27 protein-coding genes are annotated in these 22,403 nt (G+C 26.9%); 17 read left to right on the top strand and 10 right to left on the bottom strand.

From position 1 onward, the window contains the following. The first annotated feature begins 30 nt into the window (after positions 1-30). The 8 genes from ACRYA_RS07330 (at position 31) to gmk (ending at position 6,424) form a co-directional block, all read left to right on the top strand. Positions 31-306, top strand: a complete 276-nt coding sequence (locus tag ACRYA_RS07330; protein ID WP_066220258.1) for a NifU family protein — start codon at positions 31-33, stop codon at positions 304-306. Between the two features lie 6 nt (positions 307-312). Continuing rightward, entirely contained in the window at positions 313-909 is a 597-nt protein-coding gene (locus ACRYA_RS07325; RefSeq protein WP_105917968.1) for a hypothetical protein, read from the top strand. After that, entirely contained in the window at positions 887-2,176 is a 1,290-nt protein-coding gene (locus tag ACRYA_RS07320) for a UDP-N-acetylmuramoyl-L-alanyl-D-glutamate--2,6-diaminopimelate ligase (protein ID WP_105917969.1), read from the top strand. Before ACRYA_RS07325 ends, ACRYA_RS07320 begins: the two co-directional genes overlap by 23 nt. A 260-nt stretch (positions 2,177-2,436) precedes the next feature. Further along, on the top strand, positions 2,437-3,234 hold the full coding sequence (rpsB, locus tag ACRYA_RS07315) for a 30S ribosomal protein S2 (protein ID WP_105917970.1): 798 nt from the start codon (positions 2,437-2,439) through the stop codon (positions 3,232-3,234). Beyond that, the gene (gene tsf / locus ACRYA_RS07310; RefSeq protein WP_105917971.1) at positions 3,231-4,277 is read left to right on the top strand and encodes a translation elongation factor Ts; all 1,047 of its coding nucleotides are present in this window, start codon (positions 3,231-3,233) and stop codon (positions 4,275-4,277) included. Before rpsB ends, tsf begins: the two co-directional genes overlap by 4 nt. Before the next feature lie 38 nt (positions 4,278-4,315). Then, positions 4,316-4,999: an ABC transporter ATP-binding protein gene (locus tag ACRYA_RS07305; protein ID WP_105917972.1), complete on the top strand. Its 684-nt coding sequence runs from the start codon at positions 4,316-4,318 to the stop codon at positions 4,997-4,999. Continuing rightward, entirely contained in the window at positions 4,996-5,799 is an 804-nt protein-coding gene (locus ACRYA_RS07300) for a hypothetical protein (protein ID WP_105917973.1), read from the top strand. The genes ACRYA_RS07305 and ACRYA_RS07300 overlap by 4 nt, the downstream gene beginning before the upstream one ends. 1 nt (position 5,800) lies before the next feature. Further along, entirely contained in the window at positions 5,801-6,424 is a 624-nt protein-coding gene (gene gmk / locus ACRYA_RS07295; protein WP_176549264.1) for a guanylate kinase, read from the top strand. On the opposite strand, the gene ACRYA_RS07290 is transcribed toward gmk, so the two are convergent. Continuing rightward, complete coding sequence (locus tag ACRYA_RS07290; RefSeq protein WP_105917974.1) at positions 6,421-8,040, bottom strand: EAL domain-containing response regulator; 1,620 nt, start codon at positions 8,038-8,040, stop codon at positions 6,421-6,423. The genes gmk and ACRYA_RS07290 overlap by 4 nt on opposite strands. A gap of 82 nt (positions 8,041-8,122) precedes the next feature. Between ACRYA_RS07290 and ACRYA_RS07285 the strand changes: the two genes are divergently transcribed. Both ACRYA_RS07285 and ccoS read left to right on the top strand, forming a co-directional pair. Further along, positions 8,123-10,552, top strand: a complete 2,430-nt coding sequence (locus tag ACRYA_RS07285; protein ID WP_105917975.1) for a heavy metal translocating P-type ATPase — start codon at positions 8,123-8,125, stop codon at positions 10,550-10,552. A gap of 16 nt (positions 10,553-10,568) precedes the next feature. Beyond that, positions 10,569-10,790, top strand: coding sequence for a cbb3-type cytochrome oxidase assembly protein CcoS (ccoS, locus tag ACRYA_RS07280; RefSeq protein WP_105917976.1), 222 nt, complete (start codon positions 10,569-10,571; stop codon positions 10,788-10,790). Positions 10,791-10,823: 33 nt separating this feature from the next. Here ccoS and ACRYA_RS07275 read toward each other — a convergent pair whose 3' ends face one another. Then, positions 10,824-11,114, bottom strand: coding sequence for a c-type cytochrome (locus ACRYA_RS07275; RefSeq protein WP_105917977.1), 291 nt, complete (start codon positions 11,112-11,114; stop codon positions 10,824-10,826). 348 nt (positions 11,115-11,462) lie between these two features. Here ACRYA_RS07275 and ACRYA_RS07270 point away from each other — a divergent pair, with 348 nt between their 5' ends. The 5 genes from ACRYA_RS07270 (at position 11,463) to ACRYA_RS07255 (ending at position 14,122) form a co-directional block, all read left to right on the top strand. Next, a complete protein-coding gene (locus ACRYA_RS07270; protein ID WP_105917978.1) occupies positions 11,463-11,681 on the top strand; it encodes a cold-shock protein in 219 nt (72 codons plus the stop codon). A 60-nt stretch (positions 11,682-11,741) separates the two neighbouring features. Next, positions 11,742-11,882, top strand: coding sequence for a hypothetical protein (locus ACRYA_RS10770; RefSeq protein ID WP_165786105.1), 141 nt, complete (start codon positions 11,742-11,744; stop codon positions 11,880-11,882). A gap of 176 nt (positions 11,883-12,058) precedes the next feature. Further along, entirely contained in the window at positions 12,059-12,643 is a 585-nt protein-coding gene (locus tag ACRYA_RS07265) for an ATP-binding cassette domain-containing protein (RefSeq protein WP_105917979.1), read from the top strand. Beyond that, on the top strand, positions 12,633-13,568 hold the full coding sequence (hemH, locus tag ACRYA_RS07260; RefSeq protein WP_105917980.1) for a ferrochelatase: 936 nt from the start codon (positions 12,633-12,635) through the stop codon (positions 13,566-13,568). The genes ACRYA_RS07265 and hemH overlap by 11 nt, the downstream gene beginning before the upstream one ends. A gap of 62 nt (positions 13,569-13,630) precedes the next feature. After that, entirely contained in the window at positions 13,631-14,122 is a 492-nt protein-coding gene (locus ACRYA_RS07255) for a hypothetical protein (RefSeq protein WP_105917981.1), read from the top strand. A gap of 34 nt (positions 14,123-14,156) precedes the next feature. On the opposite strand, the gene ACRYA_RS07250 is transcribed toward ACRYA_RS07255, so the two are convergent. Continuing rightward, complete coding sequence (locus ACRYA_RS07250) at positions 14,157-14,552, bottom strand: hypothetical protein (protein ID WP_105917982.1); 396 nt, start codon at positions 14,550-14,552, stop codon at positions 14,157-14,159. 15 nt (positions 14,553-14,567) lie between these two features. After that, the gene (gene ahbA, locus ACRYA_RS07245) at positions 14,568-15,590 is read right to left on the bottom strand and encodes a siroheme decarboxylase subunit alpha (protein WP_105917983.1); all 1,023 of its coding nucleotides are present in this window, start codon (positions 15,588-15,590) and stop codon (positions 14,568-14,570) included. A gap of 124 nt (positions 15,591-15,714) precedes the next feature. Here ahbA and ACRYA_RS07240 point away from each other — a divergent pair, with 124 nt between their 5' ends. Together ACRYA_RS07240 and ACRYA_RS07235 are read left to right on the top strand one after the other, a co-directional pair. Beyond that, positions 15,715-16,296, top strand: coding sequence for a precorrin-2 dehydrogenase/sirohydrochlorin ferrochelatase family protein (locus ACRYA_RS07240; protein ID WP_105917984.1), 582 nt, complete (start codon positions 15,715-15,717; stop codon positions 16,294-16,296). Beyond that, entirely contained in the window at positions 16,283-16,663 is a 381-nt protein-coding gene (locus ACRYA_RS07235; protein ID WP_105917985.1) for a hypothetical protein, read from the top strand. The genes ACRYA_RS07240 and ACRYA_RS07235 overlap by 14 nt, the downstream gene beginning before the upstream one ends. A gap of 20 nt (positions 16,664-16,683) precedes the next feature. On the opposite strand, the gene cobA is transcribed toward ACRYA_RS07235, so the two are convergent. From cobA to ACRYA_RS07205, 6 genes are read right to left on the bottom strand one after another with little or no spacing between them, the layout of a single operon-like run. Further along, on the bottom strand, positions 16,684-17,418 hold the full coding sequence (gene cobA, locus ACRYA_RS07230) for a uroporphyrinogen-III C-methyltransferase (RefSeq protein ID WP_105917986.1): 735 nt from the start codon (positions 17,416-17,418) through the stop codon (positions 16,684-16,686). 3 nt (positions 17,419-17,421) lie between these two features. Continuing rightward, positions 17,422-18,507, bottom strand: a complete 1,086-nt coding sequence (locus ACRYA_RS07225) for a cytochrome D1 domain-containing protein (protein WP_105917987.1) — start codon at positions 18,505-18,507, stop codon at positions 17,422-17,424. Positions 18,508-18,509: 2 nt separating this feature from the next. Continuing rightward, positions 18,510-19,631 (bottom strand): radical SAM/SPASM domain-containing protein, encoded by a 1,122-nt coding sequence (locus tag ACRYA_RS07220; RefSeq protein WP_105917988.1) that lies wholly within the window; start codon positions 19,629-19,631, stop codon positions 18,510-18,512. Beyond that, positions 19,631-19,939: a c-type cytochrome gene (locus tag ACRYA_RS07215; protein WP_105917989.1), complete on the bottom strand. Its 309-nt coding sequence runs from the start codon at positions 19,937-19,939 to the stop codon at positions 19,631-19,633. Before ACRYA_RS07215 ends, ACRYA_RS07220 begins: the two co-directional genes overlap by 1 nt. 24 nt (positions 19,940-19,963) lie before the next feature. Further along, positions 19,964-20,764: a peptidylprolyl isomerase gene (locus ACRYA_RS07210; RefSeq protein WP_105917990.1), complete on the bottom strand. Its 801-nt coding sequence runs from the start codon at positions 20,762-20,764 to the stop codon at positions 19,964-19,966. Positions 20,765-20,772: 8 nt separating this feature from the next. Continuing rightward, positions 20,773-22,353, bottom strand: coding sequence for a nitrite reductase (locus ACRYA_RS07205; protein WP_105917991.1), 1,581 nt, complete (start codon positions 22,351-22,353; stop codon positions 20,773-20,775). Positions 22,354-22,403: the final 50 nt, after the last annotated feature.

The raw sequence follows: 22,403 nt of genomic DNA, 5'->3' as shown, positions 1-22,403 counted from the left end.
AAAAGGTATGAAAAAAAGAAGGATTAAAAAATGTTTCCATTTACAGATGAAGATTTACAAGAGCCTGTAAACAATATAATAGAAAAAAAAATTTCTCCTATGCTTGCACGTGATGGTGGAGCAATTGAGTTGCTAGATATAAAAAATGCGAAAGTTTATATTCAGTTAAAAGGTGCTTGTGTTGGATGTAGTGCAAGTGGAAGTACACTAAAATATGTTGTTGAAAAAGAGCTAAAAAGTGCTATACATCCAGATTTAAAAATAATTAATGTTCCAATAGGAAAAGAAAACTATTTAGAGGATTAAATATAAATGATAAAAGAAAATAGAGTTTTAAACGAGGCAAATTCACTTTTTACTCAAAGAAAATTTGATAAAGCACTTTTTTTATACTCATTGCTGATTTCAAATTTTCCAAACAATGAAGAATATCCTATATATGCAATTTTATGTGATATTTCAATTGAAGATGAAAACAAGGCAATAGCTCTGTTTGATTATTTTTTTCTTCTAAAAAAAGATGACCCAAAAGAGGCAATAAGTTACATAAAAAATGTAATAAATGCTTATGATGGTGATATTGAGAAGATGATGGATTTATTAAAAGAGCTAAATTTGACAACAGTAAATCAATTAGAAGCTATCAATTATGAAGATTTTCAACTTTTAATAAAACAAAGAGGCTCTTTTAAAGTAGCTTTTGAAGATATTATGTTTTCAACAAAAGTAGCTATTGAAAAAAAAGAAGATTTTTATGATTTTGTTACAAAACTTATAGATAATGGTTTTAATAATATGGCTTATAACTATCTTGAGGGATTTCAAGACTACTTTTTTCAAGATAAAGAGATAGTAAAACTTTATAAAAGATTGGAAGAAAAACAAAATGAAACTAAGCATAAACAATAAAATATTTACAGACAATACAAATGAGTTAGAAAAAGATAATACTATTTTTGTAGTATCAAAGCAAAATGAAAAGTTTAAAGATAAAGCAACAAATAGTGGTTTTGAACTATTAAATTCAAACGAGCTTAAAAACTATTTGGATATGAGTTCTATAAAAATTATTGGAGTTACAGGTACAAACGGTAAAACGACAACAGCTTCAACGATATATAAGATTCTTTTAAATTTGGGATATAAAGTAGCTCTTCAAGGTACAAGAGGGTTTTTTATAAATGAGCATTGTGTAGAAGATTATTCACTTACAACTCCTGTACAGTTAGGAAATTTTACAAATATTCAAAAAGCTATACAAAATTCATGTCAATTTTTTATAATGGAAGTAAGCTCACATGCAATTGAACAAAATAGAATTGAAGGTTTAGATTTTGCTTTAAAAATTCATACAAATATTACAAGAGATCATCTTGATTATCATAAAACTATTGAGGAGTATATAAGAGTAAAAAATCTATTTTTGAGTGATGAAAGTAAAAAATTAATAAATATAGATGACAAGGTTGTGAAATTTAATCCAACAAATGCATTTACTTATTCGCTAGAAAATAACTCAAACTTTAAAGTTCTAAAATATGAATTAAAAGATAGCATGAATGTAGAGTTCTTATATGAAAATAAAAACTATAAATTCTCTACAAATATGATGGGAATTTTTAATATTTACAACCTTTTAGCAGCAATAGCAGCAGTTTATATTACTACAAATGAAAAATTAGAAAATATTTGTAAAGTTGTAGAAAAATTCAGTTCAATAAGTGGAAGAATGGAGATTGTTTCAACAAAACCTCTTATAATTGTAGATTTTGCTCATACTCCAGATGGTATGGATGAAGTTTTAAAAAGTTTCCCAAATAAAGAGATAATTTCTGTTTTTGGAGCAGGTGGGAATAGAGATTCTTTGAAACGACCACTTATGGGAGAAGTTGCAAGTAAATATTCAAAGCATATAGTTGTAACTAGTGATAATCCAAGGTTTGAAGAACCAAAAAAAATAATTGAAGATATTTTAAATGGAATAAATGACAAATCAAATGTTATAGTAATTGAAGATAGAAAAGAGGCTTTGAAAAAAGCTATAAATTTGGCAAATGATAAAAGTGTTATTCTAATTCTTGGAAAAGGTGATGAATCAGCACAAATAATTGGTGATAAAAAGTTTGAGTTTAATGATAAAGATGAGATTTTAAAGATTTTAGAAGCTAGACTTTAGTTCTAGCTTTATATCAAACTTTTTTTAAATATTTTCTAAAATAGAAGTTTTTATAAGCTCAAAAAGTCCCTTTTCAAAATTAAACAAATCTTAATAAATTTTAGGTATAATCGCAGTTCTATTTTTCAAATTTTGAAACTTAGTACCTCACATGTATCAATCCTTGCTCGGGTTGTGTTAGTTTAAAAACTAGCATTAAGGGATACAGAGGCTAAACCCTAGAAAAAAATAAAAACAAACATAATTCAAGGAGAATTAACATGGTTACAATGAAAGACCTATTAGAGTGTGGTGTACACTTCGGACACCAAACAAGAAGATGGAATCCAAAAATGAAAAAATTCATTTTCGGTGTTAGAAAAAATATCTATATTATAGATTTACAAAAAACATTAAGATACTTTAGATATACATATAATGTTGTAAGAGACAGAGCTGCTGAAGGTCAAACAATGATTTTTGTTGGTACTAAAAAACAAGCTAGTGAAACTATTAAAAAAGCTGCTCAAGATTGTGGAATGCCATACGTAAACCACAGATGGTTAGGTGGAATGCTTACAAACTTTGGAACAATCAAAAAATCAATTAGAAAATTAGAAATTATTAAAAAAATGAGAGAAGAAGGGCAATTAGACCTTTTAACTAAAAAAGAAGCTTTAATGCTTTCAAGAAAAGAAGAAAAACTAGAGCTATACCTTGGTGGAATTAAAGATATGCACAAACTTCCAGATATGATGTTTGTTCTTGATGCAGTTAAAGAAAAAATTGCTATTGCTGAAGCTAGAAGATTAGGAATAACTGTTGTTGCTCCACTTGATACAAACTGTGATCCAGATGTTGTAGATTTACCAATTCCAGGAAATGATGATGCTATTAGAAGTATTCATTTATTTTGTAACGAAATGGCAGCAGCTATGAACGAAGGAAAAGCTGTATTAGCTGAAAGTGGTGCTGAAACTTCAGGTGAGCCTATTTCTCAAGCAGAGCAAGATGAACTTATAGCTGAAGCAGTTGCAGAAGGTGGAGAAATTAACTTTGGTGAAGGAGAAGAAGCATAATGGCAGCAACTCCGCAATTAATCAAAGAGTTAAGAGAGCTAACTGGTGCTGGGATGATGGATTGTAAGAATGCATTAAATGAAACTGGTGGAGATTTAGAAAAAGCTGTTCAAGCACTTAGAGAAGCTGGTCTTGGAAAAGCTGCAAAAAAAGCTGGAAATGTTGCGGCTGAAGGTTTAATTGCTATTGAAGTAAATAGTGATAAAACAAAAGCAGTAATTTTAGAGTTAAATTCTCAAACAGACTTTGTTGCAAAAAATGAAAATTTTATTAACATTACAAAAGAAATTACAGCTCATGCATTTTCAAATAATATAAATGATGCTGAAACTCTTAATAGTTCAACTATAAATGGTAAAGATTTTGCAACATATTTAGCAGAAAAAATTGCAACTATTGGTGAAAATTTAGTTGCTAGAAAATTACAAAGTGTTGAAGGTCAAGTTGTTAATGGTTATGTTCATGTAAATGGAAGAACAGGAGTTATTCTAGCAGCTTCTTGTGATGCTGGTGTAAAAGATAAAGCAGCAGCACTTTTAAGAAATATTGCAATGCATGCAAGTGCTATGAAGCCAACAGTTATTTCATACAAAGATTTAGATCCAGCTTTTGTTGAGAGTGAAAATAGAGCAATTAGAGCTGAAATTGAAGCTGAAAATGAAGAGTTAGTAAGATTAAAAAAACCTCTTAAAAAAATTCCAGATTTTGTTTCTAAATCTCAATTAACAGATGCTGCAATTGCTGAAGCAAAAGCAAGATTTGAAGATGAGTTAAGAGCTGCTGGTAAACCTGAAAAAATTTGGGCAAATATTATTCCTGGGCAAATTGAGAGATTTATAACTGATAATACTCAATTAGATGGAAGATTTGCACTTTTATCTCAAGCTTATGTAATGAATGACAAACAAACTGTTGAGCAAGCAATTGCAGAAGTTGATGCATCAATTAAAATTACTGGTTACATTAGATTTGAACTAGGTGAAGGAATTGAGAAAAAAGAAGAAGATTTTGCAGCTGAAGTTGCAAAACAAATGGGTAAATAATAAAATAGTTTAAAACAACTATTATAAAAGGATATGCAATGAGTGAAAAAAATAATATTAAACCACTCCTTGCATCCATACTTCTTGAAGCAAAAACCCTATCTCATAATTTTGATTATGAACTTTTTAAAAATATTAATCTTAGTTTAGAAAAAAAAGAGTCAATAGCTATTATAGGAACTAGTGGTAGTGGAAAATCAACTCTTTTAAATATATTATCTTCACTTTTAAAGCCAACAAATGGAAATGTTGTTTTTAAAAGTAAAGATTTATACTCTTTAAAACAAAATGAACTATTAAAAATTAGAAGAGATGATTTTGGAATTGTATTTCAAGCACACTATTTATTTCGTGGATTTAGTGCCTTGGAAAACCTAAATATTGCTACACTTTTAAGTCATCAAGACATTGATTATAAACTTTTAAATGATTTAAATATTTCACATGTTCTAAATCAAGGTGTTGGAGAACTAAGTGGTGGACAACAACAACGTTTGTCAATTGCAAGAATTCTTATGAAAAAACCAAAAATAATTTTTGCTGATGAGCCAACAGGAAATTTAGATAAAGATACGGCAAATGTAGTTATGAATACTCTTTTTAACTATATAAAAGAGAATGATGCTGGACTTATTTTGGTAACTCATGAAGAGGATTTAGCTTTTAGATGTGATAAAGTTTTTAAATTAGAAGAGCTAAGTTTAAAGGAGATAAAAAAGTGAGAATCCTTCTTATTTGCGATACAGCAATAATTGAACATATCTTTATACTTGTTTGTAAAAGAATAAAAGTTGATTTAATAGTTCAAAAAACAGCTAGTGTTGATAAAAAATATGATTTGATAATAGTAGATCAACCATTCATTGATAATAAATTTAATAAAATAAAGACATTAACAGCTAGATTAGGAGCAATTAGTTCAGAAGAACTAAGTTTTGAGAAGCAGAGAGATTTTTTGATTCCAAGACCATTTCTTCCTACAAAATTAGAAGCAATCTTAAAAGAGCAAATAGAGCTTTTGTCAAGTGAAAAAAAAGATAGTAAAAATTTATCAAAATTTATTTCTGCAGAAGAGGAAGAACTCGTGCTTCCTGTAGTTGATTTTATAAATGACAGTTTGGATGATAGCGAAGATTTTGATAATTACGATGATTTGAGTTTTGTTGATGATTTGCTTGATGAAAATGAAAATGAAGATGAGAGTATTATTAGCTTAAGTGCATTACAAAAAGGTGGAGTTTTAGATAATCTTGAATTAACTAAAATCAATACTATTTTAAAAGATGATAAAAAACAAATAGACACAGAAGCTGATTGGAAAGATATAAGCGAAATTATTGATGAAGCTTTAGATGAAGTAAAAGATTATGAATTCTCTTTGGATAATAACAAGTATCATTTAGTTTTAAATAGATTTAAAATTGATGAGCTAAAACCACTTCTTGCAAAACTTGATCAAAACCTAATAAACAGATTAGCAAGTGGTGAGTCTGTTGATATAAGTATATCGATAAAGGAATAAGATGATAAAAGAATTAAAAGGTGCAATTTTAATTATTTCAGGACCTAGTGGATGTGGAAAATCTACACTTTTAAAAGAGATATATAAAAATATACCAAACTACTATTTTTCTATTTCAACAACAACTAGAGCTTTAAGAGGCGAAGAAGAAGATGGTGTTGATTACAATTTTGTAAGTCAAGAAGAGTTCGAAAAGAATATAGAAGATGATAAATTTTTGGAGTATGCAAAAGTTCATAATAACTATTATGGAACTATGCTAGAACCAATTACAAAAGCTTTAAATGATGGAAAACTTGTAATTTTTGATATAGATGTTCAAGGACATAAGATTTTGAGAAAAAAATTGGACAATTTAATTACTTCTGTTTTTATTACAACACCAACTTTAAAAATATTAGAGCAAAGATTGATAGCTAGAGATACAGATACAGCTGAAATGATTCAAAAAAGAGTTCAAAATGCTAGGGTAGAGATTGAATCATTTACTGATTATGACTACTTGATTGTAAATGATAATATTCATAAAGCTACTAAAGAGATTTTAGCTATTGCAAATATAGCAAGGGCAAAAACAAAGATTTTTGATAAAAAAAGTATAGTTGACAACTGGATAAACAGTTAAACTATATCCTCGAATTTTAAAGGTTTATCAAAAAAGTATCCTTGAGAATAATCTATATTTAACTCTTTTACTTTATTATAAATATATTCATTTGCCACAAATTCTGCAACAGTTTTTATATTGAATTCTTTTGCAATATTTGATATTGTTTTTACAATTATCTCTAAATCTTTTGACTGATGAATATTTTTTATTAAAGAACCATCTATTTTTATGAAGTCTATATCCAATCTTGATAAAAGATGAAAATTTGAGTATCCGCTACCAAAATCATCAATTCCAACTTTACAACCATATCTTGAAACATTATCTATAAATGCATCAACTAAGTCAAAATCCGAAATCTCTTCGCTCTCTAGTATTTCAAACTCAATATTTGAAGCAAAATCTATATTTTCATCTAAATAGTTATAGATATATTTTGTAGTTTTTTCATTTAAAATATCATCATAAGATATATTTATAGATACTCTTTTATTTTTATTTTTAATAAGTTTTAAAGAGTCTTCTAAAATAACTTTAATAATATTTGAGTAAAGCTTCGTTTTTTTTGCAATATGTAAAAAACTATATGGGCTAAATTCTTTACCATCATGGTCTATGTATCTAATTAATGCTTCATATTTTATAACCTCTTTTGTTTGTGTATCAACAATTGGTTGAAAATATGCTTTTAGTAAATTGTCTTTAAATCCTTGTTTTAGTTGTTTTATCCATTTTATATTCTCTTCAAAAGATATGTGAATATTGTAAGAATCATCATAAATCATAATTTTTTGGAAAGTTTTTCTAGCATAAGATATAATTCTTTTTGTATATTTGTAAGCTTCTGAACCATCCCCTTGGGCTATTCCTACAGTAATATTTACATCTATTTCATTATCATCTATTAAAAATGGTTCATTTTCTACTTTTTCTAAGAAATCTTTACAAATATTGAAAAAATCTTTTGTCTCCATCTTATTTTTTGGTACTACTGCAAATTTATCTGATTCTATCCTATATAGTAAGGAGTCATTTCCATCAAAATAATTTCTCATTTTTGAAGCAAACTCTTTTAAGATTTTATCACCAATAGTTTCCCCAAAAAGATCATTTGTTGCAATAAATTCATCAATATCGAATAAAGCCATAAGTTCACTATTTGAATCTTTTAAATCTTTTTTTAGTTTATTTCTATTTGAAAGGTTTGTTAAGCTATCCAAATACAAATCTTTTAGTTCATGATAATTTAATGATTGTGACATAGCTTGAAGTAGTTTTGAAACATCTACAGGTTTTAAAACATATTTATCAACACCAATATCAATTGCTTCTAGTAGATATTCTTTGTTTGAAAAAGCTGTTGTTACAATGATTGGAACATTTTTATTTATATCTTTGATTTTTTTAATCATCTCCAAACCATTCAAAATTGGCATATTTATATCTGAGATAATTAAATCAATATCACTATCATGTTTTAAAAAAAGTTCATACCCTTCTTGACCATTTGTTGCAACATACTGATTCTTTGTAAATGATTTTAAAATAGAAGATGTAACTTCTCTTAAATCTTTTTCATCTTCAACATATAGTACTGTAATACTTTTTAGATTTGATATATCGTTGTTCATTAAACCACTCTTTGAAATTAATAAGATATAATACACAAAAATCTTAATATAAAGTTTAATTTTAAAAAAAGGGGATGTTTTTTTGCTAAAAATAGAGTGTAATCATTGTCATTTATCATTTGATGAAAAAATAATGATAAAAGAGAATGATTTAAATTTTTGTTGTGGTGGTTGCCAAAGTGTTTATCATATTTTAAAAAGTGAAAATTTAGACTCTTTTTATGAAAAACTTGGAAATAAAACTATAAAAGCTCCTTTGCAAGTCTCAAATGATGACTTATCAAAATTTGACTCAGAAAACTTCTTAAATAGTTATACAACAATTACAAAAGATGGGTTTGTACAAATTGATTTAATACTTGAAGGAATTCATTGTGCAGCTTGTGTTTGGCTAAATGAAAAAGTTTTATATGATACAAAAGGTGTTATTGAAGCAAATATAAATTTTACAACAAATAAAGCAAGAGTTGTTTTTAACAGTGATATTTTAAAACTCAGTGATATTATAAAAAAAATTAGAAGTGTTGGTTACAACGCTTATGCTTATGACTCAAATATAGCAGACAAAGAAGCTAGTAAAGCCAAGCAAGATTATTTTGTAAGAATTATGGTTGCTGTTGTTTGTACTATGAATATAATGATGTTAAGTGTTGCAAAATATACAGGCTTTTTTACAGGAATGAGTCTTGAAGTAAAAAATATGATACATCTAGCAGAGTTTATTCTTACAACTCCAGTTTTATTTTTTAGTGGATTTGTATTTTATAAAGGTGCATATTTTGGTTTAAAAAATCGTATTGTAAATATGGATTTGCTTGTAAGTTCTGGTGCAACAATGACTTATGTTTACTCTTTATTTGTTTTGTTTGGGGCAAAAGGTGAGAGCTATTTTGATTCAGTTGCTATGATTATAACTTTTGTTTTAGTTGGAAAATATCTTGAAGTAATTGGTAAAAAATCAGCTATTGATACTTTGGATAAAATAAAATCGACTCTTCCTCTTGAAGCAGTTGTTGTAAAAGATGGAAAAAAAGAGACAAAAGCTTTAAATTTAGTAAAAGTTGGTGATTTAATTGAGCTTAAGATTGGAGAAAAAGTTCCAGTTGATGGAAAAATTATAAGTGGAAATGCATCTTTTGATGAAGCAAGCTTAACTGGTGAGTCAATTCCAGTTTATAAAAAAACTGGAGATAATATTTTTAGTGGAACTGTTATTTTAGACTCTACAATACTTTTTGAAGTTGTAAAAGATTTTAAAAATTCAACTTTTTCTTCTATTGTAACCTTGCTTGAAGATTCACTAAACTCAAAACCTAAAATTCAAACTTTGGCAAATAAAATTTCAAGAGGTTTTAGTTTAATAATTTTAAGTATTGCCTTTGTTACATTTTTAGTTTGGTACTATTTAGGTCTTGATTTAGGATTTTACTTTGAAGGTGTTAATCAGTTTGAAAGGTCATTTATAACTGCTATTTCTGTTGTTGTGATTGCTTGTCCTTGTGCTTTAGCACTTGCAACGCCAATGGCTAGCTTAGTTGGAATTAGTGAGTTGGCAAAAAAATCATTACTATTTAAAGAAGCAAAATTTATAGAAACTATTGCAAATGCTACAACTGTTGTTTTTGATAAAACAGGAACTTTGACAAAAGGAGAGTTAGAAGTTAGTTTTGTAGAGTTTTTCAATAAAGATGAAAAAAATATAAATCTTCTTTACTCTTTGCTTGATAGCTCAAATCATCCAGTGAGTATTGCTGTTAAAAGATATATTAAAGAAAATTTTGAAGTTTCTAATTTAAGTTTAGAAAATATAAAAAATATAGAAGCAAAAGGTTTAAGTGCAATATATGAAAATGTTGAAATATTAGGTGGGAATGAGGCACTTTTAAAAGAGTTTGAGATAAATCTAAATATTGAGTTAAACTCAAAATTTACTCAATATTTGTTTTGTGTAAATAAAAAAATTATTGCAAATTTTGAATTAAAAGATGAGTTAAAAGAAGATGCAAAAGATCTTATAGAATATTTAAAAGAACAAAATATAGAATCTATAATGTTAACAGGTGATAATAATTTTGTAGCTTCAAGTATTGCAAAAGAGTTAGAAATATCAAACTATAAAGCAAATTTAACTCCAAAAGATAAAGCAGATTTTATAAAAGATTTGAAAAATAGTGGTAAAATAGTTGTTATGGTTGGAGATGGTGTAAATGATAGTGTTGCCCTAGCTTCAAGCGATGTTGCAATTGCTATGGGAAATTCTGCTGATATTTCTATGATGGTTTCTGATGTAGTAATGCTAAATTCAAAGCTAAAATCATTAAAAGATGCTTTTATAATATCTAAAAAAACATATAAACATATAAAACAAAATTTAGCTTTCTCTTTAATTTATAATACAATTACAATTCCAATTGCAGCAGCTGGATTTATAATTCCACTTTTTGCTGCATTATCTATGAGTTTAAGTTCTTTGGTAGTTGTTTTAAACTCTCTTAGAATAAAACTTAAATAAAGGGGAAATTTATATTATGATAGATGATACACTATTTTTTATGTTAGTAGTTGGGCTTGTAATTTCAGCAGGAATGCTATTTTTATTTATTTGGGCTGCAAAATCAGGACAATTTGATGATGCTTCAAAAATGACAAATGGAATGCTTTTTGATAGTGTTGAAGATTTAAATGATGCTATAAAAAAAGAAAAATCTATAAAAGAGGCTAAAAAAGAGATAAAAAAAGAGGATAAGTAAAACTCATCCTCTTTAAAGTTTTGGTAAAACCAATTATTTACCCATATAATCAGCTAATGCTTTAATATCAGTATCAGTTAATTTAGCAACTTGACCTTTCATAAGACCTTTCATCGCTCCACCGTAAGAACCATCTTTATAACCATTTAAAGCTTTTACAATATCAGCTTTTGTTAAATTAGCTGGAACATGAGATTTGCTTTGAGTAGTGATATTAATTTCACCTTTAACTCCGTGACATGCTTTACAAGTTGCATAAGATGCTGGAGCATCTGCAAATGCAAAACCTACTAGTGCTACTGTTGCAAGAACTACTTTTTTCATTTTTTCTCCTTTTAAATTTTAAGAAAGAAATATTAGCTATTTTTTCTTTTTTTTATGCTTAATAACATTAAAACTAAAGTTATTACAATTAAAAGTTTTACTTATTATTGTATATTATTTGTGAAGCTTAACTACAATAATTTTAGAAATTTAATATAATAATTTGCAATTATTTATTTTTTCAGATAGAATTGTTTTGTTAAAGATGATTTAGAGTTTTACGACATCTTTAGTTTGCTTTTATTGATACTTACAAAGTTAATACAAACATCTATTAAAAATATAACTCCTCATTATATAAACACCACATACTTCAATTAAGAAGTAAATTAAATTCAAGGAATTGCAATGGCAACTCAAAATATTGGAACAGTAAAATGGTTCAACACAGAAAAAGGTTTTGGATTTATCCAATTAGAAAATGAAAATGATGAGTTTTTTGTTCATCATAGTGAAGTTAACTCTTCAGGTTATGGAAGAGTTAACTTGATTGAAGGTCAAAAAGTATCTTTTGAAATTGGTAGAAATGAAAAAGGTCCTCAAGCAAAAAATGTTGCTGCTATCTAGTGAAATATGGTTTATTTATAAACCATATCCACATAATGATAAATATTACAAAGGAGAAAAATGTCAATAACGAATATTAGTATGCAAATAAAACAGTTAGTACTGCTAAGACTTATAAGCAATGGTGAAAGTCTAATAGATGCAAGTTCAAAATCTGGTTTATGTATTAAAATTGCAAAAGAATATCTACAAAATAAATAAATTTATTTAATAAAATCAAAATTTTAGTGTTAAATAGTTTTAAAGTTTCACTTAAGATCCTTTAACTCTGTTATAAAAATATAGTTTCCCCACAAAATATCTTTTTCAAGTTTTCCAAATTACCTATTTTATTTATTGTATAATGTTTTCAAAAAATAAAAATTAGAGGTTTTACTTTGGTATTAGAGATAAAAAAATTAACATTTGGATACAAAAAAAATAACTTTATATTTGAAAATTTTGATTTAGAGCTTAAAAAAGGTGAATTAAAAACAATTTTTGGAAAGAGTGGAAGTGGTAAAACTACACTTTTTGAGCTTATTTTAGGAAACTTAAAACAACAAAGTGGAGAGATAAAAAAAAGTAAAACAGCTATGATTTTTCAAGATCCTTTTTCATCTTTTCATCCAACATATACAATTTTTGAACAGATAAAAGATGTAGTAAATAGAGATTTTAAAGATGAAGTTGATAGTATTTTGTCTAAATTAAGCTTAGAAGCAGAACTTTTGTATAAAAAACCATATGAATTAAGTGGTGGGCAGCTTCAAAGATGCTCTATTTTAAGAGCAATTTTGTTAAAACCAGATTTACTTTTAATAGATGAGCCAACATCTGCTCTAGATAATATAATTGCTTATGATACAATGAAATTAATAGTAAATCTTCTAAGTGATTGTGCAATTTTGCTTGTGACTCACGATATAGATATGGCTTCTTGGTGTAGTAATGAAATAATAAGGTTGGAAAATGGAAAATAAAAAAAAAGCTTTGATACTCCTAAATATGGGTGGAGCTAGAAATAAAAATGAGTTAAAAATGTTTTTAACAAATATGTTTAATGATGAAAATATTTTGACTATAAAAAGTTCATTTATAAGAAAAATAATAGCTGCTTTGATTGTAAATAAAAGGTTAAATGAAGCTTGGAAAAACTATGAGCTTATTGGAAATTGTTCTCCTATAAACCCCTTAACTGAAAAATTAGTAGAAAAATGTAATGAAAAAATAGAAGATTTTAAAACATATCAAGTAATGAGATATACTCCGCCTTTTGCAAAAGATGTGATTGAAACTTTAAAAAAAGATGATGTAGATGAAGTGTTACTTTTTCCTTTATATCCTCAATACTCTACAACAACTACAAAATCATCTTTGGAAGATTTTATTAAGTTTGCAAAAAATAGTTTTAAAATAAAATCTATATATGATTTTTATAGAAATGATAAATTTAATAGTTGTATTGTAGATGAAATAGAAAGAATTCAAGAGGGAAAAGTTGATTTTAATCTAATATTCTCAGCTCATGGCTTACCTCAAAAAATTGTGGACAATGGTGATCCTTATCAAAAACAGATGATTGAGCATGTTCAGATTTTAAGTAAAAAATTACAAAATAAAAATATAAACTTCAAATCAATAAATCTTGCATATCAATCAAAAGTTGGTCCTTTGAAGTGGCTTGAACCATCGCTTGAAGATATGTTGAAAAATTTCAAAGGTGAAAAAGTGATTATTTATCCACTATCTTTTATAGTTGATAACTCTGAAACAGATTTTGAACTTGATATTGAATATAGACATATTGCAAAAGATTTAGGGATATTAGATTATAAAGTTTGTAAATGCGTGAATTATAATGATGATTTTATAGATGCTATAAAAGATATAATAGATAAAAATTAATTTTTTTATGTTTTTTTTTGATAATATTCGCAAAAAATTTGTGAGTATTAAAAAGGTCGAAAATGGATGAAAAAGAAAAAAAGAGCTTTATAGAGAGAATCTTTTTAAAAGTAAATAGTATAGATAAAGTTTTGGAAAATAGAGTAGATACAATACTTTTAAGAGTTATAAATATGCTGAAATATATTTTTATATTAATAATGATTATATATTTAGCAGTTTGTTTATTAAGCTTGGGATATAAACTAATATCTTTTACTATAGAGCAAGGAGCTTTGGATTTCTCTTCTATAAAAACTATTTTAACAGATGGTCTTTTTACTTTGATTGTAATTGCGATTGTAAAAACTCTTTTTATTAAAAATGGATTTGATTACTCTTTGACATTTTTGGAAATCGCTTTTGTTGTTATTATTAGAAAGCTTATTTTGCTTGAAACAATACCTAGTGAAACTAGTTTACTTGTAGCTTTGGGAATAACATCATCTATATTTTTTATTCTAATAATTTATATTCATAATCTAAAAAGAAAGTGGCAAAAAGAGTCTAACTAAAATAACATTTTAATAAAATAAGCAATTTAATTGCTTATTTTATCTCCTCTTTTTTCATACTATCAAGCATTTTTACACATCTTGCACTATGAAAACTTTTAAAATATTCAGGATTTGAAAATATATTATCTTTTAAATTCCAACCTAATTTATCGTTTATCATAATTGATTTTGAAACTTCTCTTTTTGTTCTATTTTCACAAAGAACCGTTTCACCTTTTAAAAACTCATTTTCAACTTCAGCCATTCTTGAAGTTGTAACTTTAAAATGAGAAAAAATTGCAATAATTAGAAATATTAAAACCAGTGGAAAAACTTTTTTAAAGCTATTTGCTGGAGAAAAACTTCTTGTTGTTACAACAGTTGTTACAATAAGAAAAAATATAGCTATAAAAATATAAGCAATTTCAAGTTCAAAAAAAAGTTTCATTTTATACTCCATTTTTTAATTATTATTCTCTTTTTCCCAATCTTCAAACTCCTCACTAAAGTAAATAATTCTTACTTTTTTAAACTCTTTACTTGAGTATAGTGCCATTTTATCTCTATATTGAATTTTATCGGCTATGGCATCTATTGTTTTTTGAGTATCATCTTTGGTTTTTCCATGAATCATTGTAAAAAGATTATATTTCCAGTTTGGATATTGAGGTCTTAAATAACAGTGACTTACAGCACTAAAAGATGCTGCTATTTCTCCTATACTTTGAGAATTTTTTTCATCAATATCCCAAACAACCATAGCATTTGCACTAAATCCAGCCTTTCTATGATTTAAAATTGAGGCAAATCTTCGCATAACACCAGAGTTTATAAATTCTTGAATAATTTTAAATAGTTCATCATAGCTGATATTTAGTTCATCAACTATAAATTTAAAAGGCTCACTTTTAAACTCAATATCTTGTTGCAAAAGTTTGATAAATGTATAGTGATATTCTGATAAATCAAGATTTGTAAAACTCTTTTGAATAAACTCTTCTTGTTTTTCCTCTTTATTTGTTGTATCAAGTTTTACTGAAATTTTAAATAATTTTAAAGTTGGAAGTATTATATAATTTTTTGCATTTGTTCTCTTAGCCAAACTTTCAATACTTTTTTCTAATCCCAAATTAGAATTTGGAGCTACAGCAATAGTAAACCAAATATTAAAAGAGTGATTTCTTTCGTAGTTGTGCGAAATTCCAGGGTGAGAGTTTAAGATTTTTACAGCAGTAGGTATATCTTCCTCTTCAATTTCAAATGCTACCAAGGATGATTTATATCCTAGTTTTTTTGTATCAAAAATAGCAGATGTTTGTCTTATGATACCATCTCTTTTTGCTTCATTTAAAATTTCTAAAACTCTCTCTTCTGTTGTATGAAGTTCGTTTGCAATGTAAAGAAAAGGTTTTTTTGCAAGTGGAAAATTTTTCTGGATTCTAAGTAGAACTTCATTTTTTAGTTCTAGTTGTGGAATTTGTGTCATATCTTTCTCTCCTATTTGAAATTAAAAAAATTTTAACTTAATAATATTTTTTATAGATTGACTTAAATTAAGATAGAATACCCTAATCTTTGCTAGAATAAAATACATAATAAAAGGATTTTTAGTGACATATTTTCCAGCTTTTTTAAAATTTGATGATAAAACTATTTTGATAGTTGGTGGTGGTAATATAGCTTTAGAAAAGTTAGAACATCTTTTGAATTTTTCTTCAAATATTACTTTGATTTCAAAAAACTTTAATGAAGAAATAGAAGCTTTAATAGATAAAAATAGTCTTAAAATTTTTCAAAAAGAGTATGAAAAGGGCGATGCTAAAGGTTATGATATAGTTATTGTTGCTGTAGATGATTTTTTGTTACAAGAGGATATCTATTTTGAAACAAGAGAGTATAAAATTCTTTGTAACTGTGTAGATTTACAGCAATATTGCGATTTTATTTTTCCTTCATATATAAAAAGAGGGGATTTAACTCTTGCAATTTCTACAAGTGGAAGTTCTCCTGCTTTTGCGAAAAATTTTAAAATATTTCTTTCTAATTTAATTCCAGAAGGAGTTGAAGATTTTTTAAAAGAGTTAAAAGATTTGAGAAGCACAATTCCAAAAGGAAGAGAAAGAATGCAATTTTTTGACAATAAAGTAAAAGATTATATAAATTCATGGGAGAAAAAAAATGGACAAAAATAAGAAAAATATTTTATTAATATTACTAGTTGTTATATTTTTTGTGGTTGGTTTTATCGGATTTAAAGATTCATTACCTGAAAATAAAAATGAAAGAGTATATAGTATTTTGCAAGAGTATCTTCCATATAAAATAGAGAAAAGAACAGGTGGTTTGGCAATAGTTTATAAAGATGGAAGGGAAAAAGAGAAACCAAAAAACTCTCAGATTTTTCATATAACTGATAAACTTGATAAAGAGTGGGGAAAAGAGAACTTAAGACTAGATGGAAATATTTTGATAGTTTTAAATAAAGATAAACAAGAGCTTAAAAGAGTAGATTTAAACAGTCAAGAACTAGTTTGGGTTAAAGATTTTTTCGGAATTTAAGATTAGAAAAGTAGGGCTTCCTACTCTTCAAACCACTTTAACTCTTCTCTTAATTTTACAACTTCTCCAACAACGATTATCGCAGGTGTTGGAATCTCTTTTGCTTTATCTACAATATCTTCAAGTGTTCCAACAACCACTTTTTGTTCCTTTGTTGTACCTTTTGATATAACAGCACAAGGAGTTGTAGATGGTTTTCCAATTTTGATTAGTTTTTTTGATATTAATTTTATATTATGAATTCCCATTAAGAAGACTATTGTTTCATCGGCAATAAAACTATCCCAATTTATTTGAGTATCTTTTTTATTTGGTGCTTCATGACCAGTTACTACTCTAAAAGAGCAAGTAACTCCTCTATGAGTTACAGGAATTCCTGCATATGCCGGAACGCTAATACTTGATGTAATTCCAGGAATTATCTCAAATTTAACTCCACGCTCTTTTAAATAAAGAGCTTCTTCTCCACCTCTACCAAATACAAAAGGGTCACCACCTTTTAGTCTTACTACAAGATTGTATTTAAGAGAAGCTTGATATATTATCTCATTTATCTCATCTTGTGGTATTAAGTGTTTTCCAAACTCTTTACCTACAAATATAAACTCAGTCCCATCTTTTGCCATCTCTAATATGTCAGGGTTAGCAAGTTTATCATATATAATTACATCTGCCTCTTTTATAACTCTTGCTGCTTTTAAAGTCATAAGCTCAATATCTCCAGGACCAGCACCAGTTAAATATACTTTTTTCATACTCTATCTCTCCTCAAAAATAAATATACCAGAAGGTTTTTTAATATCATTTATAGTCTTAATATTTTTCCAAGTAATTGTGTCTAAAACCTCTATTTTATCTGTATCATTTACACTTACATATAGTTCATTCTTATCATTTGACCATCTTACATGCAATACTTTACCATCAAATTTATACTCTTTTATAATTTTAAAAGTTTTTGTATCAAGAATTTGTAAATATGGAAAATCTTCTCCAGAAAAGGTTACTGCTAAAAAATCTTTATTTGGGCTAAGACTTGTGAATACAGGCATTCCTTTTATGTCTATGGATTTTAGGAATTTAAATTTTTTATCATAAACAAAAACTTTATTATCTCCAACTGCGGGTATAAAAATCTCATCTTTACTCAAACTCCAAAAACCAAAGTGAGGTACTTTTAAAACTTGTTGTTTTTTTTCATCTAAAAAAACATCTATTTTTTTGTACTCCATTTTCTCTAAATCAACAACTCCAAAAAATGGAGAGTTAAAAAAGCCCATTATATAACTTTGTTCTTGAAGCATAGCATCAAAAGGCATTTCTCCTGCATTTTTAAACTCTTTATGTAAAACAAAATTTGGCTCTTTTTTTCCTTCATTTAAATCTTTGTAAACAGATATTATGTCACTATCCATTTGAGAAAAAATCATATAGTTTTTATATAGTTTTATCCCTACATTTCGTGAGTTTGTAACTATTTTTTTTAGAGGTTTTAAATCTTTTGTTAAAACATCAACACTTTTATCATCATAGTTTGCAACGGCTACGAAGTATTCTGATATTTCAAAGCCTATTGCACTTTTACTAGTTTTGTATTCAGCTTCTATAATCTCTTTTTTTGGGTCAAACTTTATAACATATCCATCTCTTGAGATTGCATAAGCTTCATCTTTGTAAAATTTTACAACAGAGTGGTTTGTATTTCTAAAGTTTTCCATTCTATTTTTGAATTTATCATTTTTAATAACAGCTAGACTAGAACTCTCTCTTTCAACTACAAATATTTTCTCACTAGCAAACAAACTACTAGCTAATACTAGACTTAAAGCTATTTTTTTAAACATTTTTACCCCTTTATCTCTTCTAAAGTCAAATAACAAGATGGATCTTCATCCCATAAATCAGCACTTATTGCATAAGCTCTACTTCTTGAACCACCATTACATATATCTATATATTTGCAAGAGCTACATTTTCCTTTTATATTTCGTGGAAACTCTCTTAGTTTATTTAGTAGCTCATTGTTATCATCTAGCCAAATTTTATTAAAATCTTTTTCTAAATAGTTTCCAATAGTAATAGGGAAAAATGGGTCTGGTTTTACAAAACCATTCCAATCCATATTTCCAAGCCTTTTTCCAGCACTATTTCCACCCCAAGATTTTAATCTATTTTTTAAAGAATTCGTAAAATCTGGATATTTTTTTTCAAACTCTTTTAAAAGTATTATGGCATCCATTTCCATATTTCCTGTAACAATATCTATATCTTTGTCATTTTCATAATACTCAAATGCTTTATTTATCATAAAATTTACATACTCTCTTCTTTTCTCTTTACTTATATCAATCTCAATGTTCTCTTTTCCTCGACCTGAATATACAAGATGAGAGATATATATTTTGTTTACATTTAACTCTTCTGCAAGAGTAAAAATATCATAAAAACTGCTTTCAGTATCTTTTGTAATTGTAAATCTAATACCAGCATTTCCACCTATCTTTTGAATAGTTTTTATAGCCTCAATACTTTTAGCATATGAGCCTTTTTGTCCTCTAAAATAGTCGTGAACTTCTCCTATTCCATCTATTGAAATACCTATATAGTTAAATGTATCAACTATTTGTTTTGCATTTTTTTGGGTTATATATGTACCATTTGTTGAAAGGTAAGTCATAATTTTATTATCTTTCATACATTGTGCAATTTCGAAAATATCTTTTCTTAAAAGTGGCTCACCTCCACTAAAGATTACAAAATTTATATTAGCAATTTTAAGTTTTGGAATAGTTTTTAAAATATCTTCTAATGATAAACTCTCTTTTTCATTTGCACTAGCTTTGCTATAACAGTGGTGACAAAGTAAATTGCAACGATTTGTCATATTCCAAATTATAATACTTCCATCTAAACTTCTACTTTTTTGCTCTTGTAAAGTTGATTTTATAAGGTTTGATAATCTAAACATTATTTATCCTTGAAGCTTAGAATAAAGTTAGTTAAATCTTGAAGCTCTTTAGCATTTAGTTGTGGAAATGCAGGCATTGCAGTTCTTTTATACCCTAAAGTTTGATAGTTACTCTTTGGATTTACAATATGTGCAATAATTTGTCCACTATCTCTTTGGTTTGCAATTTGATTAAAAGATGGTCCAAAAGCCATTGAAGTTTCATGGTGACAACCCCAACAATACTTTTTAAAAAGTTTCTCTCCATCATCTTGTAAAGCTTGTAGATTGACACAAAATAGTAAAACCAATATAAAAAAATATCTCACAATAAACCCCTTTTTTATACAAATTTATTTAATTATAATATTTGCATCTTTTTTTATATTTTTAATTCTCTCATCAATTAAAGATTGAAATTTATCCATTCTTATTTGATTTTCAATGTTACTATAAACTTGGTCTAATTTAATTGTTAAAGGCTCTTGAATTTCATCTAAAAATATGATATGGTAACCAAACATCGATTTTACAGGCTCTTTTGTAAATTCTTTAGGTTTTAACTTCAAAGTTGCATCCCAAAACTCATCTATCATATCACCTTTAGAAAACCAACCTAACTCTCCACCACTATGCCTTGAACCATCAATAGAGTTTTTACTAGCTAGTTCTACAAATGTAAGCTCTTTGTTTTTTGACTTTTCAATCTCTTTTATAATATCCGAAGCTGTTTTAATATTTTCAACTAAAATATGTCTAGCTTTCAATTTTTTATCTTGCTGAAATTCATGTAAGTTTGAGTTATAGTAGTTTTCAACTTCATTTTTTGATATTTCTATCTTTGAAAACTCATTTTTCATAAAAAATTCTACTAATAAAGAGTTTTTAAACTCCTCAATAGCTTCTTTAAACTCTTTTGTTTTATCAAGATTTTCTTTTTGTGCCTCTTGAATTAAAAGAGTTTTTTCTATTGTTTGATGAAGAGTTAGATTTTTTGCTTTATTGTCTAGTTTATTATAATCCATATCTTGGTCTGTTGATTTTAAAAAGTTGTTTACATCTTCAACTTTTATCTCTTGATTATTTACTGTTGCTAAAGTTTGAGCATTTAAACTTATAGCTAGAAATATTGAGGCTGTTATAAATTTTTTCATATTTTTCCTTATTTAATAGTTTTTTTAAAATCTTCAAAACTTTTATTTTCATAATAATTAAAGTTTGAACTATCGCAAGGTAACTTTGAGTTACAGTTTTGTTTAAAAATATCTATTCCAAAAAGTCTTGGATAAAACTCTCTATTTTTATTTATAAAGTTATATTTTCCAACAGGTACATTTGCATCATAACTTGCTAATTCTTTAAAACTATTTGTATCAATTACTATTATCTCACCATTTGATTCATAAATACTCAAATATGCATATTTTCCATCTCCACTATACTCTGTATGAATATATTTTTTTCCCTCTCTTGGAGTTATTGTTTTTAAACTATAATCATTTTTATCTATTAAAACTAATTTATCGCTTCCATTATCAGCCCATAAATATGGTGTATTTGGATGTGTTTTTACAAAAAAACCATCTCCTTTAATATCTACTTCTTTTACAAATTCCCAATCATACATTTTCCAAATAGTTATGTAAGATTTTTTTATATGTGGAGTTGCAAAATAGAAATTTCCATCTTTATACCAATATGTTGCAGAAAAAAGATGTGGCATACCTTTCATTTCATGTTCAAAAACTACACTATTATCTTTTAAGCTATAAACTCTTAAAACATCTCCACCTCTTGCAGTTCCTATTAAAAAATCATCAAAAGGATCTATAAAAAAATCTTCAATAGGTTCTTTAATATCTATATATTTTATTTCATTTGTTTTTGTATTTAATCTACCAATTAATGGCTTATCTCTAAAAGTAAAAATAGCCTCATCTTTACTATATAATTCATATAAAGCAGATATTTTCCCATCTATTTTTAAAATATCTTTTGCTTCCATAGTTTTTGGATTCATCACAACTAATTGTTCTGGTAAAAGACATGTTGCAAATAAGTTTTGCTCATCACGACTTAAAGATATGTTTCTTAGGTTTATACAAGCTCTTGTTTTATTCATCCTTTGACCAGTTTCAAGTGAATAGTTTTGTATCCAACCATCTCTTGTTGGAACATAAATATTTTTTGCATCCATAGTAAATTTTATTCCACCGTGAATATTGTTTAGTGGAAATTTACTCAAAACTCTTGTATCTTCCATAATCCAAGTTTTGTTTCCATCTCTTTCAACTACTGGTAAAATTTGCTCTTTGTCTTTTATATTTAATCGATTGATAGGGTCTTTAAATGATGTTACAGATTTATTTATATCACTTAAATCCCAAGAAAAAATTCCATCAATAGGAGATTTTATATATCTTGCTATTTGATGTAATTCGTATAAAGATAAAAAATCATACTTTGGCATTAAAGTTTGTGGAAAACCATCTTTTATTTTTGAAGCCAAATCTTTTTCATCATACTTTTTTAGATTATTTGGAAGAAGTGGTGGACCATCTATTCCAACTCTTTTTTCATGATGACAAGTTGCACAATATTGATTATACAACTCTTTTCCTATCTCTTTTTTAGGTAATGCTTCAGTCATATGTGCTGTAGCTCCATCGATTTGTGCGAAAACATTGCTTAAAAAAAAGATTGTAAAAATTGATACTTTTGATATGTTTGATAAAAATTTCATAGAAGCCCCCAAAGAAAATAGATATAACAGTATCAAGCGCTAGGGCTTGA

It is taken from the genome of Aliarcobacter cryaerophilus ATCC 43158 (assembly GCF_003660105.1).
Lineage (GTDB): Bacteria > Campylobacterota > Campylobacteria > Campylobacterales > Arcobacteraceae > Aliarcobacter > Aliarcobacter cryaerophilus.
Note: the sequence above shows the minus strand (reverse complement) of the source record. Positions and strands in the feature narration are given on the sequence as shown.